This window comes from Neptunicella plasticusilytica (genome assembly GCF_047922965.1).
Taxonomy (GTDB): domain Bacteria; phylum Pseudomonadota; class Gammaproteobacteria; order Enterobacterales; family Alteromonadaceae; genus Neptunicella; species Neptunicella plasticusilytica.
Genome location: NZ_CP150481.1, coordinates 114,864 through 130,488 on the forward strand (window position 1 = coordinate 114,864; position 15,625 = coordinate 130,488).

The following is a 15,625-nucleotide window of genomic DNA, read 5'->3' on the forward strand; positions in this document are numbered from 1 at the left end:
TGCATATTCGCCACTGCTGGCGGCTATTTTTTCTTCCCACAAGGCAGAAAATGCGCGAATAGTGGTTCTCTTTAAGCGTTTGATAACGCAGTGAGAAGGAAAAATAGCCCCAGCCCTTTGGGTTGAGTCTGAAAATTCCTCAACAGTGGAAAATATGCAAGATAAACAGACCCTTATGTTTTAGTATTTAGTATAGAAGCTTCATATTATAATGAGCGGGACTACGATGAAACAGTGAAAATGATGAATGTGCAAAAAATTCAGTTAATGCCCCTATGCCAGTAAATTTCAAATATACTTTTGCTCGTTGGTTTTATACCTTGTTGATTATTTTGCTGTTACCCCTGCTAGGCTGGTGGTTGTGGCGCCAAAAATTGGCATCAGGCATCGCCAAAGATAACGAATTCTGGCAGCGTCTCGGTTTAGGAAAGCCCCGTCAATCTGGTGGCTGGTTATTTCACTGTGCCTCAGTGGGTGAAGTCGTGGCGGCATCGCGCTTAATTAGTGTGCTACTCGAACAACACCCTGAATTATCTATTTCAGTGACCACCGCATCGGCTACCGGAGGCCAGCGAGTCAAGCAGCTGTTTGGTGACAAGATCAATCACTATTATTTACCCGTCGATTTACCCTGGGGCATGGCAAGACTGTTAAAGCAGCTAAAACCGCAAAAGTTAATTATTACCGAGGTTGAGTTGTGGCCTAATTTATTGCACCAGTGCGAACGTAATCATGTTCCGGTATATATTCTTAACGCCAGAATGACCGATAAAAGTCGGCAAACAATGCTTCGTTTTCGCTGGTTATTCCAGCCGATGATTAATTCGCTGCGTTATGTCGGTGCACAAGGGCGGCGAGACTATAACAACTACCTGAAAACGGGTATCGACGCGAATAAACTCCATCTAACCGGCAATATTAAATTTGATTTGCAGTTAAGCGACGCAGATCGTGATCGCAGTCAACAACTCGTCCGACAGTTTAATTTGGCACATCGGCCAATTCTGATTGCGGGGAGCACACATGATCCGGAGGAACAAATTATTCTGGACGTCTACCGGCAGCTTAAAGTATCAATAGCGGACTTATTGTTAGTTTTGGTACCTCGTCATCCACAGCGCTTTGAACCTGTTTTTCAACTGTGCCAACGAGAAGGCTGGAATGTTGCACGAGCTTCATTACAACAACCGAGCAGTGCTGAAAGTGATATATTTTTGGCCGATAGTATGGGGATTCTGAAGTATTTATATGGTGTTGCCGACGTCGCCTTTATAGGCGGGTCCATTGCGCCGCGAGGCGGGCATAATCCCTTGGAAGCTGCAATTTGGACAGTGCCCATATTAATGGGAACAAGCCAGTACAATAACCCGGAAATATGCGCGTTATTGGTACAACAAAACGGCATGAAAGTAATTAATAGTTCAGCTGAACTCGCTGCTGCTGCTCGTGACTGGCTGCAACGCAGTGACGACCGCCAAGCTTGGGGACAACGCGCTCATCAAGTTGTTATCGACAATAATGGAGCGGTTTCCCGCAGTTTGGAAATGTTGCGAGATCAGCCTTTGGCCAGCCATTGATCAATTTTGTCGATAACCGCCTCAAGACTGATTTGCGCCATTAGATCTTCACCTTTGGCTCTGGCACCCCATGGCAACTGCGTCCAGGGTTTGCCCTTTTGTTGTTCAATAACCTGATCATAAACCGATACAATTCGTTGCTGATCTAGGTAAGGGCCGGTGCGGCGTGGATTACTGTGTGCATACAAACCGATAACCGGGGTACCGGCGGCGGTTGCCATATGAGTCGGGCCTGTGTCCGGTGCTATGACTAGTTGCGCCTTACCTATTAGGGCATATAACTGTTTAAGGGAAGTTTGACCCACCAGGTTGGCAGCGAAACAGTCAGTGTGAGTCAAAATAGCCTGACTGGTTTGTTGGTCGAGTTTGCCGGGGCCGCCACATAAAATGACTTTTTTACCTTTACTTACCAGATATTCGGCGGCTTGAGCGTAACGCTCCGGTAACCAGTTACGTTCCGCTTTACTGGCTGCCGGACTCATAATCACAAACTCTCCGAGTCTGTCGGCTTGTTGCTCGGCCCAGTCTTGATCCTCGTTCGCAACAGGAATGGGCCAAACGGGTTGTGTTACTGGTGGTACTTGCAATGCGTCGGCAAACGCCATAAAGCCGTCCAGTACATGGGCGTGTTTTTGTGCAGTAATGCGTTTATTGGTAAACAACCAATGCAGTTCTTTACTGCGCTGCCAGTCAAAGCCGATTTTTTGTTTAGCCTTAATCTTTGCCGCAGCCAAATTAGCGCGCAGCGCAACCTGCATCACCAGCAAACTGTCAAAGGTTTCGCCCTTGAGATCTTCAGCCAATTTTTGATAGGCCTGACGGCCAAGGCTTTTATCGAATACCACAAAGCGGATGCCGGGCATATCGCCGACCAGTTGGTACTCAATTTTACCGATAATCCAGGTAAGCTCGATCTGTGGCCAATGCTGCTGAATTCGGGCTACCATGGCAACAGCATGGCAAACATCACCGATAGCAGAGAGACGTAGAAGGCATATTTTTTTCACTAATTTTGCACACTTAAACGGATAAACCGCTGAATATTTTGATGATTTGATTACAATGTGAAATCTATCACAAGTTAACCGGTGTGTTTATCTTTCAACTACATGCCTGTCGAGAAATAGATCTTTGTTTAATCGAGACCCGGAATGGTATGCCTGACTTTCACAACATTAATCAAGATGGGATAACCATTCTGTTTGACGCACAATTGTTGCCCAATCCGGACAAAGCGCTGTTTGATCCGCAATACTGGCGTACGCAGGGTCTGTTGAGCGGAGGAGCCAAAGGACGCGGCACGACGTATTTTTTCCGTTATCAGCAACTGGACATGGTATTACGCCATTACCGGCGTGGTGGGTTAATTGGTAAGCTGTTGCAGGATCAGTACTTTTTTACCGGATTGGAGCACACCCGTGCCTGGCAGGAATTTTATTTACTGGCAGATATGCAGCAAGACCAATTACCTGCCCCGGTGCCGGTGGCCGCATTAATCGAACGTAGCGGCTTAGCTTATCGGGCCGATTTGATCACCTTGCGAATTCCTGCCAGTGTTGATGTGTTTCAGGCCTTATCCGAGCGAGCGTTGACGGAAAACCAATGGATTAGCATTGGTCGCACGATTCGCCAGTTGCATGATCAGCAGATATTTCATCATGATTTAAATATTCACAATTTGATGCTGGATCAACAGGATAAAATCTGGATCATTGACTTCGACAAGTGCCGACGCAAAGGCGGCCAAAAATGGAAACAGCAAAATCTGGACAGATTATTACGTTCTCTACACAAAGAAAAACAGCGGCAATCTTCTTTTTACTGGCAACAGTCAGATTGGGATGGGTTGTTAGCAGGATATAATCGTTAATTGATATAGTTAATAACGCCCTGCAACTAGTTTAGGCAACCTGAAAATCGTTACTATCTAATTTGAGAGAGCATGAACTTCTTAATCACAGTTATACTTGCTATAGATAATAATCAAACTGGGCGTAAAAGACTGAATCCCATTTACGGGGCTGTAGATCGATCTCACTACCGGTAATCGTTGTCCCGACTTTTATTAGCCAATTGTTGATTGGAAATTGATAATAACCATTTAATTGAATCAGTTTTTCCTGCTGACCTGCTAATAACGGAGAGGGGCGCACACCATCTTTATTTAAGTCTGCATAATGTGCAGTGACAGCATAAGCCCCACCTTCTGGGAAATGCTGACTTATGCCGATTGACGTTACGTTAGCATCACTATCGAAAGTGCTACCGATAGCTCGGCCATAATGACGATACCCAGACTGGTAGAGGCTGTGTTCATAATAACAATTGGTAATGGTTGATTCTGAACCACCGCACACGACGTTGGTATCTGCATTTTCGAGGAACACTCGATTCCCCCATAAATGAGTCGACATACCTATCAATAAAGCTTTATCGGTTATTTTGTAATAATCAACGGCATCTTCTCCAATTTGTTGAGCATACAAACTAAAAGGCTGATTTAGCAGTTGAAAACTGTAGCGAATATCGTAGCCAGCGAGTTGATTTCCGGCTTTAGTGTCTAAACTGTCGTCACATTGACTGGCGTTGTTAGCGCACTCTGCTCGAAAGGTTAATACCTTAAACAAATCACTGAAACTGTTCCCTTGGCCATCCCCGCCCCACATCGCTGTCCAGGACAAGCCAATTTCTAAACCTGAAAGCGGCTGAAAGTTGAACCTGCTAGCCCATAAGCGCGTATTATTAACAACGCGATCATCGCCAGTTTGACCAATCTGCGCGGTAAAATACCAAGGGCCTAAAAAACTAAGCCATGAATTTTCTGAAACGGTAGCTTGCGAGCGCGACAACGCGATGGAAGTTACCGGTCTTGCATTGGTAGATAAAATCAGGCTGCTGGCGTTACCTGGTCCCCACCATTGATCTATTGCCCCAAAGCGCAGATTCCAGTCTCCAAATTGGTAGGCTAAAAAGCTCTGATCCAAGTTTTTCTCGCCACCAGGCTCAAGATTAACCGCTAATTTAGCTGCCCAACGCCCCATAGTGGTATCGCTGATCACACTAAAAGCAGCTTTACTGCCTTTTTCACCGGCAAAATCAGTAAAACGGCTTCTATCATTAGCCGCATAAAGCTTTAAGAAACGTTGTGTTTGATTTTTTTGTTGTTGGCTAAAATAATGTTGTAAACGTCTCACGGCGACTTGTGCTTCGGAGCTTAATTGGTCCATATCGAGTGATGATAATTGAGTATCAATCCCTTTCCAGGGTACCGGAAAACTGCTTAATGCGACGTCAAGATAGCCTTGTTCAACCAATGTTTGAAGATCTCGGTATAGTAGAGGCTCAGTGGTTCCTATCCAAGGTGAGGCGTACAATGGTTGTGCCGAAAAGAGCAAGCTAAAAAAAAATATAACGAAGTGTCGGCAATATTTAACTAAATCCATAGGATGAAGCGTGTCCAAATAAAAATGATAGGTAAATGTGTTGATTATTCTAACATTACAAAGTGATAGAAAGGCGTTAATTTATGTGATTCATTGATATACCTCTTAGTAGAACCCTCAGTTCATTTAATAAAAATGTATTATATTATTCATATTAATTTCATTGTGCGATGAAACACACATCAAATTTTGCTATTTTCCTCACTAGATAAATTAACAGCGTCTCCTATAGAGCTTGTATGGGTTAGGTAATATCGTTGAAAAAATTCTTATTTTATATTTCGCAGAATTATAGTTTTGCCATGTTACGCCCAATTCAGGAAATATTGCTCGCCAGGGGTGATCGAGTGTGTTGGTTTTTTGAGGGCGATAAGGTTACCAGAAGCTACCTCAAACAAAATGAAGAACTGATTGAAACGGCAGAACAAATTTTTAGTTATCAGCCTGATGCCGTGCTCGCTCCGGCAAACAGTATTCCAAGCTTTTTGCCGGGATTAAAGGTCGCGGTATTTCACGGTTTTGATGCAGGTAAGGTGGATAGAAAGGGCAACAACGATCATTTCAAAATTAGAGGATGTTTTGACCTGTATTGCACACAAGGGCCAAGCACCACTAAGGAATTCAAAGCATTACAAGCTGAATACCAATACTTTAATGTAATTGAGACAGGTTGGCCTGCATTGGATAAATTATTTTTACCCAATGAAGAAGTGCCACAAAATGATAGACCAGTTATTTTTCTGGGGTCGACATTCAGTAAGCGTTTGACTCAGGCGAAAAATATCTTTCCGCAAGTGAAACGTTTGAGTGAAACGATGAACTGGAAATGGATTGTATCATTGCACCCTAAATCGGATCCCGACGTCATTTCCATGTATCAGGAAATACAAAGTGATAATTTGGTCTATGTTGAAACAGACGATATGCTGCCGATACTGCAAGAAGCCGATATTATGGTCGGTGATACATCTTCTGCATTAACCATGTTTATTGTCCAAAATAAACCCGTCGTTACGGTTAATAACATCGATCCTAAGCCATATTTGCTCAACATTACTGATGTGAATGAATTGGAACAGGCTATAAAAGCAGCGTTAACTCGCCCGGGCAGTTTGATGCGCGAAATTACTAACTATATTGATGATACACATCCGTATATGGACGGTTTGTCAGCCAGCCGGGTGGTGACTGCAATAGATAATGTATTGGCAGGGCAATATCCGCTTAAAACAAAAAAACCGTTAAATTTTTTAAGAAACCTCAAATTTCGTCAACGTTTGGGCTACTGGAAACTTTAGTAATGCTACGTTAAGCTTGCGCGCAAAATAACAGGCGAGAAGACTATGCATACCAAAGCGGTTTATCCCGGTACTTTTGATCCCATTACTAATGGTCATATCGATTTAATCGAGCGTGCGGCCAATATGTTTGCTCATATTACCGTGGGGATAGCGTCCAACCCGAGTAAAAAGCCGTTGTTCAGTCTTGAGAAGCGGGTAGCACTGGCGCAGCAGGTCACTGCACATCTGGATAATGTAGACGTAGTTGGTTTTACCGGCTTGCTGGTTAATTTTGCCAAGCAGCGTGAGGCAACGGTACTGATCCGTGGATTGCGCGCGGTGTCGGATTTTGAATATGAATTCCAGCTGGCCAATATGAATCGTCGTCTCAGCCCCGAACTGGAAAGCGTGTTTTTAACCCCTTCAGAAGAAAATGCCTTTATCTCTTCCACGTTAGTGAAAGAGGTCGCTCTACATAAAGGGGATGTCAGCGGTTTTTGTCATCCTATTATCGAGGCGGCATTGCAGGCTAAATTCGCCGATTAACGCTGGCAAGCCGGACAATAGAAGCTATTACGCTGGCCGATAGTAATTGACTCAATCAGCGCTGAGCATTGATAACATTTTTGCCCGTTGCGGCCATAAACCTGCAATTGCTGGGCAAAATAGCCGGGCTTGCCATCGGCCTGGGCAAAATCTTTTAATGTAGTGCCGCCTTGTTGAATCGCTTTGGCCAACACGATTTTAATTTGCTCGGTGAGTTGCTGATATTTCTTTTTGCTAACCTTTCCGGCTGCTTTACGTGGATCAATACCAGTAAAAAACAGCGCTTCATTGGCGTATATATTGCCCACACCTACCACCACTTTGTTATCCATAATAAAGTTTTTGACCGCAACGGATTTTCCCCGCGATAGGTTAAACAAGCGTTGTTGATCAAAATCATCTGACAAGGGCTCCGGCCCCAAATGTTTTAGCAGGGCATTATCCTGCTCATTCGAGGTTTGGGGCTGCCATAGACAGGCGCCAAAGCGGCGCGGATCGTTAAAGCGTAAACAGGCTCCGCTATCCAGTACAATATCAATGTGATCGTGTTTTTGTAGTGGGGTTTTAGCATCAATGACCCGCAGTTTACCCGACATACCCAAATGCAGAATAATGCTGCCGTTATCCGTATCCAGCAGTAAATATTTGGCTCGCCGACGAATATTATTGATGGTTAACCCGACCGCTTGTTGAATTTCGATTGGCACCGGCCAACGTAATTGGGGCTGACGGATAATGATCTGGGTGATTTGATGGCCAATCAGATGCGGGCTAATCCCCAGTCTGGACACTTCTACTTCAGGTAATTCCGGCATTATTGAATCTCTTCAGGAATAAAGTCAGACAGCGAATGCTGAGTTAACAAATACAGCTGTTGCTGATGCTGAACCAGTATATCGTTACCTTGAGGAAGCAATTTATAAACTGAACCCTGCTCTTGTCCGGCTAACCAGAGAGTTACAATATAAGGCTGTGCAAGTTGGCCGCTCATCGGTTTGGCAACTATGGCCTGTTGCCAGTGACTAGCGATATCGTTGAGTTGGCTTTCATCCATATCCAGTACCGGAACTGATCGCCAGCCCCGACCAATACGTTCGATTTTATGGGTGCCGTAATCAATCGCCATGATTTCACTGGATTCAGGCAACAATAATTGGCTTTGGGACTGCTCTTCATTTTGCAACAATATACGGTTTGAAGTGCTAAACAGCAGAATCATAAACAAGCAGGCGAAAATCAGCACATTGTTCCAACCCCGTCGCGATAATCGAATCATGGCATGCTCCAAATCAAAATCAGGAAGACAGTGTAACGGGAATTTTAGAAAAGGCATAAACGCAAAAAACCCGGCTAAAAAACCGGGTTTCTCGGGAGACAAAAAGCAAGTCAATTACTTGATTTTTGCTTCCTTGAACAGAACGTGCTGACGAATTTTAGGATCAAACTTTTTGATCTCCATTTTGCCAGGCATATTACGTTTGTTTTTGTCTGTGGTATAGAAAAAGCCTGTACCAGCAGTAGATAGCAATTTAATTTTATCACGCATCGGTGGATTCCTTAAATTTTCTCGCCGCGGGCACGCATATCAGCTAATACTGAATCAATGCCATTCTTATCGATAATACGCATACCTTTAGGGGTAAGGCGCAATTTTACAAAGCGATTTTCGCTTTCAACCCAAAAACGGTGGTTTTGCAGGTTTGGTAAAAAACGGCGACGAGTCGCGTTTCTGGCGTGTGAGCGGTTGTTACCGACCGCAGGACGCTTACCTGTTACTTGACATACTCTGGACATTATTGTCTCCAATTACTTAAATACTGCTTCAACACGTCATCTGCACGCGTCGACAAATTTCACGCTAGTGACAAGAGGGCGCATTTTATACAGTAATCACCCCGCCAGATCAAGTTTTTTCCATTTTAATATTGGTCGTTAACGTGACTTTAGCATTCTCACTCTGCGTTTATTTTCTTTGCTATTTTTTAACCAGAACCGTAGCTGTAACCAAATTTTCTTAAAATGTCTTTTCGATGCTTCTCGACGAGTAGCAATGCGATCAATCTCACTACCAAAAGCTTCTTTAGCGACTATGACGTAAGGTAATAAACCAAATACTTGCAGATCTGCTTCCCACCAGTGCTGAATATCTACATCAACAGGCCTTCCAAATTGTTCAGATTTTGCCAACAACTTCTTGGCACCGGAAAAGCTAACGAGTTGTGCGCATGTCTGCGAAGGCAATTTGTTATATGTCACCAATTGCATATCTGCAATTGATTGGCTATGGATCGGATAGCGTGAGCGTCGATGTCCAGCCAATTTAATATAATCCCAATTGCGATGAGTCTTTTTAGCAATATCAATGGCTTTTGCTAAATCACCAGTCAAGGAAAAATCGTCTTCCAGAATGACAGCGAAACTGAGTTGCTCATCGACTATTTTCTGCCAAGCTTTACGATGACTTAAATAGCACCCTATCTCACCGTTATTAAGATTCTTATGATAGGTATCATGGTTCAATTTTACATTGTAATGAGGGAGTGGGCCGCTTTCCACAAAGGTATGACCGTTGACTGCTTCTATTCGCTCAAATTGAATTCCGATTTTTTTCAAGCTATCACTGGAATGAGCCAGACGGTCAGTTGAATGGGCGAGGTTAATTAGCAATGTCTTGTAATGGTTGTTCACAAAATATCAACTTTCTTAGTTACCACTGTGTAATTAACTCCTTGATACCACAACTGTAGTTTGATCCGATATTTGTTACTAATGACAAGCTAATAGTAGAACCTATCAAACATAAGTACTACGGGTATTGTATCAACCCACTCCTCGCAAATAAAACGAGATTCGAGCCATCAATAACAAAATGTTCCTATCACTAACTATTTATCCGGCATGTCTGAAATGTAGTTGATCCTGCTCTATCCCAAAAGGCGTATGGGTTAGATGCTGTTGACGGGTATATTGTCTGATCTCCCGATTATATCGTAGCATCTCTGGTGTAACGTAACTTCTGGCATGATCAAGGTGTAAACAGATTGCCGAGTAACGGATTTGTTTTGACTGAAGTCCGGCGTTAAACAGACGTTCACCCAATTCACGATCTTCACCGCCGTACTGCATTCTCTCGTCAAAACCGTTTGCAGCGATTATATCGCTACGCCAACCGGATGCATTATGACCATTCCAGCTGGCATTGGCCGGTGTTAATCTATTTAGCCACTGTTGTTGCCATCCTGTTGCAGTTAATTTCATTAGTTTATGGGATTTCTTCAAACCTCTTTCCAGCAACCAGTCGGGTTCAAAAACAACCCCGCTAGAAATAGCATGTTTATCAATGGCTAAACTGATATTCATTGGTAGCTTGAAGTAGCCACCAGATAGGAAATAACCTTTCTGTGCTTGTTTTACGTGTACTTCAACAAAATCATGACGAGGGATACAATCTCCGTCAGTAAATAACAGATAGTCACCGCTGCTGGCCTGAATGGCCTTGTTTAAAATACGGGTTTTCTGAAATCCCTCATCCGGTTGCCATACATGAATGATTTCGCGGCCTGTCGTCAGTCGCATCTGGTTAATACGCTGTCGGGTGTCGTTGCCGGAGCCGTCATCGGCTACGATAATTTCAAACTCGGAATAACTCTGGTAGTGGAATCCCCATAATACTTTTTCTAACCAGTCGGGTGAATTGTAGGTAGTAAAAATCACTGAAATTTTCATATGGATACAGTCGGCAGCCTAAATTGACAGCAGTTTAGGCAGAGATGATTGACAGATTAATGACGTTAGAATGACGTTTTTGTGAGCTTTGAATGTGCGCTAGATTAAGCCTCGTTCGGCAAATGAAACGGCATTACTATCACCGATGACAAAATGATCCAGCACGCGAATATCCACTAATGTCATGGCATCAATAATACGACGGGTAATTTGTTTATCGGCCTGACTGGGTTCGGCAATCCCGGAGGGGTGATTGTGGGCCAAAATAACCGCTGCGGCGTTTTTATCCAGTGCCAGTTTAACCAATACTCTGGGATATACGGCGGCAGCATCAATAGTGCCGTAAAATACGGGTTTGAATTCAATGACCTGATGTTGGCTATCGAGCATTAACATCGCGAATACTTCATTCGGTTCATCCCGTAATTGGCTGATCAAATAGTTCCGGGTTTGAGATGCGCTAGTTAGTGCCGTCCCTTTTTGCAGTTGTTCGGCAAAACAACGGCGTGACATCTCCAACACGGCTTGCAACTGAGCATACTTAGCCGAACCCAGTCCCTTGTGCTGGCAAAATGTCTGCTGATCGGCAGCCAACATGGCACGTAAACTACCAAATTGATTCAGTAAACAGCGGGACAGTTCAACTGCACTCAGTCCGGCAATGCCGGTGCGCAAAAAAATGGCAACTAATTCCGCATCGGATAAGGCATTGGCACCTCTTTCGAGCAGTTTCTCACGGGGACGTTCGGCGGCAGGCCAATCGGTGATCTTCATTATATAGCTCTCCCTGCTGTTGTGTTATCTACTGCTAACCTTTTCTTGACCGGATAACGAGTATCAATAAAGTTAGCAAATAACCGCTAATTCAGCCTGTTAATTTATGCTAGGCTATCGAGCTTGGGATGCAGAATGAACCTATCAACACCAGATTAAATTAATGAACCTACTCAACAATAAAAATATTCTGTTAGGTATTTGCGGCGGGATCGCAGCCTATAAAACGCCGGATTTGGTACGTAAGCTTAAAGCGGCTGGCGCCAATGTGCGTGTAGTGCTGACAGAGTCGGGTAAGGCTTTTGTCAGTCCGCTATCGTTGCAGGCGGTATCGGCTAATCCCGTATCGGAGGATCTGCTTGATCCGGCAGCCGAGGCCGCCATGGGGCATATCGAGTTGGCTAAATGGGCTGATATGGTATTAATTGCTCCGGCAACGGCGAATTTTATGGCTAAACTTAGCCACGGTTTAGCCGACGACCTACTATCCACGCTGTGTCTGGCCACAGCCGCACCTATCACTATTGCGCCAGCAATGAACCAACAAATGTGGCACGCCATACCTACCCAGCAGAATTTGCAAACACTCAAACAGCGCAATATTAGGGTTTTGGGTCCTGCCGAAGGCGAGCAGGCTTGTGGTGATATTGGCGCAGGCAGAATGTTTGAACCTGAACAATTAGTCGATGCGCTCAATCAGCGCATGGTCGAGCCGGTTTTAGCCGGCAAACGTATTTTGATTACTGCGGGACCCACTCAGGAAGCCATCGATCCTGTGCGTTATTTAAGTAACCATAGCTCCGGTAAAATGGGTTATGCGCTGGCACAAGCTGCGGCAGATCTGGGTGCCCGGGTCTGCCTTGTTTCGGGGCCGACTCATATAGTCGCTCCTGCAGGGTGCGACGTCATTCAGGTTAAAAGCGCTGAACAAATGTATCAGGCAGTAATGGAGCACGTTGCCGATTGTGATATTTTTATCGGCTGTGCGGCGGTGGCAGACTACAGAGTGGATGAGGTGATGTCACAAAAAATTAAGAAAGACAATGATAAGTTGTCACTTACTTTTGTTAAAAACCCTGATATTCTAGCCAGTGTTGCAGCCTTGCCCAAACCACCTTTTACATTGGGTTTTGCTGCGGAAACACAGCATGTTGACCAATATGCACAAGGTAAATTACATAATAAAAAACTGAATATGATTGCGGCCAACGACGTGTCCGATCAAAGTATCGGTTTTAATAGTAATCAAAATGCTTTAACTGTCTATTGGGCCGACGGACAACAGTGCTTGCCAAAAAATGATAAATATACACTGGCTTGCCAACTACTAACTTTACTGAATCAACATCATAATAATGCATAAAATTGATCTGAAAATACTCGACCCGAGAATGGGTGATACCTTCCCTTTACCAGAATATGCCACTCCCGGTTCAGCCGGACTGGATTTGCGTGCCTGCCTGGATGAAACACTTACAATCAAACCGGGTGAAACCCATTTGATTCCAACCGGACTGTCTATCCATATTGGTGATCCTGGTTTGTGCGCTACCATACTGCCTCGTTCTGGTTTGGGGCATAAGCACGGTATTGTGCTGGGTAATCTGGTGGGGTTAATCGATTCTGACTATCAAGGCCCGTTAATGGTGTCCATGTGGAATCGTGGCCAACAGGAATTTAATATTGAACCGGGTGATCGCATTGCCCAGTTAGTAATTATGCCGGTGATTCAGGCCAGCTTTAATGTGGTGAATGAATTTTCTGAAAGTGAACGTGGTCAGGGCGGCTTTGGCTCGTCGGGTCGACAATAACAATAGGGACATTTCATGGCTGTTAAAAAACGCTCTAATCGACGTGCCCAAATTCTGCAATCTTTGGCCAGTATGCTGGAAACCAATCCGGGTCAGCGCATTACTACCGCTAAACTGGCGGCTGAAGTGGGGGTGTCCGAGGCGGCACTGTATCGTCACTTTCCCAGCAAGGCGCGGATGTTTGAAGGGCTAATTGAATTTATTGAAGAAACCCTGTTTTCGCGGATTAATAAAATTCTGGACGAAGAAAAGGAAACCACCGTACGTTGTCAGCTTATTTTGCAACTACTGCTGGGGTTTGCCGAAAAAAATCCGGGTATTACCCGTATCCTTAACGGCGATGCATTGATGGGAGAGCAGGAAAGATTGCGTGCCCGTATTGCCCAACTATATGAACGACTGGAAACTCAACTACGTCAGGTATTGCGTGAGCGAAAATTGCGCGAAGGCAAGGCATTGGCAACCGATGAAGTGCATGTCGCTAATATTCTGGTTTGTTATGCTGACGGGCGGATCAACCAGTTTGTGCGCAGCGAGTTTACCAAACGTCCCACAGAAGGTTTTGGTGAACAGTGGAAGTTTATTCGTAACCAGTTTTTTGCCTGATTTTCTTTATCTTTCAAAAATAGTTAACACATAAAAAAACGCGGCAATTTTTGCCGCGTTTTTGGTTTATACCGACCCACACGGGTCGATATTAAATAGCGATGAAGCTAGTTTTTGATACCAAAGGTTTTACCAAAAAAGTCACCGTCATTCCATTTGGGGCGTTCGGCCTGATTGGCAATAGTCGTACCTATTTGCAAGTTAACTTCGGCAAATTTCTTCGCTGCTTTCCAGTTAAACTCCTGATTCATATCATCAGAAGGTTTGTGGTAGTTGGTGTGCAGGAACTGGGTAAAGATTTTACCGCCATCCACATTAGGATCGGTGGAAGTCCAGCCAGGCACTACAAATACTGAAGGTACCCCCTGTTTTACAAACGCATAGTGATCTGAACGGGTAAAAATGGCTTGTTCTGGCATCGGATCTGGGCTGAGCGTCAAACCGGCTTTTTGTGCTGCTTCACTAACGGTTTGTTGTAAATCGCTGTGATTGGCGCCAAAAGCGATAATATCGCTGAACTCATAGGTCAATACCGGCATATCCAGATTGACGTCAGCGACAATATTTTGAATCGGCACGGTAGGATTGTGGGCAAAATAGTCTGCGCCCAGCAGGCCTTTTTCTTCACCGGTTACGGCTAAAAACAGTACGGAACGTTTAGGCGCAGGGCCTTCGCTCATCATACGGGCGGTTTCAATTAACATCGACGTGCCGGTGGCGTTATCCATTGCGCCATTGTTGATTTTGTCCTTGGCGACGGATTTGGAAATACCGATATGATCTGAATGGGCGCTATAAACCACAAACTCGTTTTTCAAATCAGGATCGCTGCCGGGCAGTACGGCTGCAACATTGGGGCTGCTGATCAGGTTATGGGTGCTGGTTTTGCTCATGTCGATACTGACCGGCAAATCGAAACCGGCAGGGGATTTGTCTTCCTCCAGTTCGGCGTAGATTTGTTCCAGACTCATCGGCGCATTGGCAAACAGTTTGGCCGCCGCTTCCTGACTGAAATAAGCGGAATCCTTTAGTTGAGGATAAACGTTACTGGGGTTGCCCTCTTTATCCAGCCAGCGAACGCTGGGAGTATGGATGTAACTTAACAGATTCTGATAAGGGCGGACCTTTTCGGCCAGCGGGGTTGAAATAGTGATCATACCAATCGCGCCTTGCTCGACAGCATGACGGTTTTTTTCTGAGCGAGACGCGAAATGTGCGCCCTCTTCACTAGGAAAGGATTTGGGTTTACCGGACAACACCACCACAACTTTGCCTTTTACATCGATATTGGCATAGTCATCGTGTTGCAGCTCCGGTGCGACAATACCGTAGCCGGCAAATACCAGTTGGCCTGAAACCGCGGCATATTCATACACGGTGCTGGCGCCGGTCAGGTACTCTTTGGGATAATCCAGGCTTTGCTCACCTTCAGCTGTTTTAAGCACTAACTTGGGGGATTCCTGCTCCAGAAATGCCTGACGGAATGACGCCCGTTGCATATAGTTGCCATCATCACCGGCCGGTTTTAAATCAAGCTGGGCAAATTGCGAAGCAATATAAAGTGAGGCGATTTCATGCCCATGGCTGCCGGTATCACGACCTTCAAGCAAGTCGTCAGCCAAAAAGGTGATATGCGCCTTAATCTTGTTCACATCTGCCTGGGGAGCTTTAGCGGTGTGAGGAGCCTGACTAACATCATCCTGACAACCCAATAATGCAGTCATCATTAATGCGAGTAGTATTTTTTTCATTTTGGTACCTGTTATAAGGATCTGTTTATAAGAATGGTTTTTCCGCGCTCACCTTATTCTAATTGGCTTGAGGTTTCCAGCTTGACATGCTGCCTTAACCCACTAACCTAT

General features: G+C 44.7%; 17 protein-coding genes. 7 read left to right on the forward strand and 10 right to left on the reverse strand.

Annotation, left to right across the window (positions count from 1 at the left end):
* Nucleotides 1-275: 275 nt before the first annotated feature.
* On the forward strand, nt 276-1,577 hold the full coding sequence (locus tag V1467_RS00550; protein WP_416306861.1) for a 3-deoxy-D-manno-octulosonic acid transferase: 1,302 nt from the start codon (nt 276-278) through the stop codon (nt 1,575-1,577).
* Here V1467_RS00550 and V1467_RS00555 read toward each other — a convergent pair.
* Nucleotides 1,556-2,584, reverse strand: coding sequence for a glycosyltransferase family 9 protein (locus V1467_RS00555; protein WP_416306862.1), 1,029 nt, complete (start codon nt 2,582-2,584; stop codon nt 1,556-1,558). The genes V1467_RS00550 and V1467_RS00555 overlap by 22 nt on opposite strands.
* A 149-nt stretch (nt 2,585-2,733) precedes the next feature.
* Between V1467_RS00555 and V1467_RS00560 the strand changes: the two genes are divergently transcribed.
* The gene (locus V1467_RS00560) at nt 2,734-3,447 is read left to right on the forward strand and encodes a 3-deoxy-D-manno-octulosonic acid kinase (RefSeq protein WP_416306863.1); all 714 of its coding nucleotides are present in this window, start codon (nt 2,734-2,736) and stop codon (nt 3,445-3,447) included.
* 100 nt (nt 3,448-3,547) lie between these two features.
* On the opposite strand, the gene V1467_RS00565 is transcribed toward V1467_RS00560, so the two are convergent.
* Complete coding sequence (locus V1467_RS00565) at nt 3,548-5,020, reverse strand: capsule assembly Wzi family protein (protein ID WP_416306864.1); 1,473 nt, start codon at nt 5,018-5,020, stop codon at nt 3,548-3,550.
* Between the two features lie 257 nt (nt 5,021-5,277).
* Here V1467_RS00565 and V1467_RS00570 point away from each other — a divergent pair, with 257 nt between their 5' ends.
* Nucleotides 5,278-6,318, forward strand: a complete 1,041-nt coding sequence (locus V1467_RS00570) for a CDP-glycerol--glycerophosphate glycerophosphotransferase (protein WP_416306865.1) — start codon at nt 5,278-5,280, stop codon at nt 6,316-6,318.
* A 45-nt stretch (nt 6,319-6,363) separates the two neighbouring features.
* On the forward strand, nt 6,364-6,846 hold the full coding sequence (gene coaD, locus V1467_RS00575; RefSeq protein WP_416306866.1) for a pantetheine-phosphate adenylyltransferase: 483 nt from the start codon (nt 6,364-6,366) through the stop codon (nt 6,844-6,846).
* Here coaD and mutM read toward each other — a convergent pair.
* From mutM to radC, 7 genes are all read right to left on the reverse strand, one after another.
* Nucleotides 6,843-7,661 carry a bifunctional DNA-formamidopyrimidine glycosylase/DNA-(apurinic or apyrimidinic site) lyase gene (mutM, locus tag V1467_RS00580; protein WP_416306867.1) on the reverse strand — a complete coding sequence of 273 codons (819 nt, stop codon included), beginning with the start codon at nt 7,659-7,661 and terminating at the stop codon, nt 6,843-6,845. The genes coaD and mutM overlap by 4 nt on opposite strands.
* On the reverse strand, nt 7,661-8,122 hold the full coding sequence (locus V1467_RS00585) for a hypothetical protein (protein ID WP_416306868.1): 462 nt from the start codon (nt 8,120-8,122) through the stop codon (nt 7,661-7,663). Before V1467_RS00585 ends, mutM begins: the two co-directional genes overlap by 1 nt.
* Nucleotides 8,123-8,236: 114 nt before the next feature.
* Nucleotides 8,237-8,392: a 50S ribosomal protein L33 gene (gene rpmG / locus V1467_RS00590; RefSeq protein ID WP_416306869.1), complete on the reverse strand. Its 156-nt coding sequence runs from the start codon at nt 8,390-8,392 to the stop codon at nt 8,237-8,239.
* A gap of 11 nt (nt 8,393-8,403) precedes the next feature.
* On the reverse strand, nt 8,404-8,640 hold the full coding sequence (gene rpmB / locus V1467_RS00595; protein ID WP_416306870.1) for a 50S ribosomal protein L28: 237 nt from the start codon (nt 8,638-8,640) through the stop codon (nt 8,404-8,406).
* Nucleotides 8,641-8,778: 138 nt separating this feature from the next.
* Nucleotides 8,779-9,534, reverse strand: coding sequence for a glycosyltransferase family 25 protein (locus tag V1467_RS00600; protein ID WP_416306871.1), 756 nt, complete (start codon nt 9,532-9,534; stop codon nt 8,779-8,781).
* 201 nt (nt 9,535-9,735) lie between these two features.
* Entirely contained in the window at nt 9,736-10,572 is an 837-nt protein-coding gene (locus V1467_RS00605) for a glycosyltransferase family 2 protein (protein WP_416306872.1), read from the reverse strand.
* Between the two features lie 99 nt (nt 10,573-10,671).
* Nucleotides 10,672-11,346 (reverse strand): RadC family protein, encoded by a 675-nt coding sequence (gene radC / locus V1467_RS00610; protein WP_416306873.1) that lies wholly within the window; start codon nt 11,344-11,346, stop codon nt 10,672-10,674.
* Nucleotides 11,347-11,509: 163 nt separating this feature from the next.
* On the opposite strand from radC, the gene coaBC reads away from it, so the two are divergent.
* From coaBC to slmA, 3 genes are read left to right on the forward strand one after another with little or no spacing between them, the layout of a single operon-like run.
* Nucleotides 11,510-12,709, forward strand: coding sequence for a bifunctional phosphopantothenoylcysteine decarboxylase/phosphopantothenate--cysteine ligase CoaBC (coaBC, locus tag V1467_RS00615; RefSeq protein ID WP_416306874.1), 1,200 nt, complete (start codon nt 11,510-11,512; stop codon nt 12,707-12,709).
* Nucleotides 12,702-13,157 (forward strand): dUTP diphosphatase, encoded by a 456-nt coding sequence (gene dut, locus V1467_RS00620; RefSeq protein ID WP_416306875.1) that lies wholly within the window; start codon nt 12,702-12,704, stop codon nt 13,155-13,157. Before coaBC ends, dut begins: the two co-directional genes overlap by 8 nt.
* A 15-nt stretch (nt 13,158-13,172) precedes the next feature.
* Nucleotides 13,173-13,763 carry a nucleoid occlusion factor SlmA gene (slmA, locus tag V1467_RS00625; protein WP_416306876.1) on the forward strand — a complete coding sequence of 197 codons (591 nt, stop codon included), beginning with the start codon at nt 13,173-13,175 and terminating at the stop codon, nt 13,761-13,763.
* Nucleotides 13,764-13,870: 107 nt separating this feature from the next.
* Here slmA and V1467_RS00630 read toward each other — a convergent pair whose 3' ends face one another.
* Nucleotides 13,871-15,514, reverse strand: a complete 1,644-nt coding sequence (locus V1467_RS00630; protein WP_416306877.1) for a M28 family metallopeptidase — start codon at nt 15,512-15,514, stop codon at nt 13,871-13,873.
* Between the last annotated feature and the right edge of the window lie 111 nt (nt 15,515-15,625).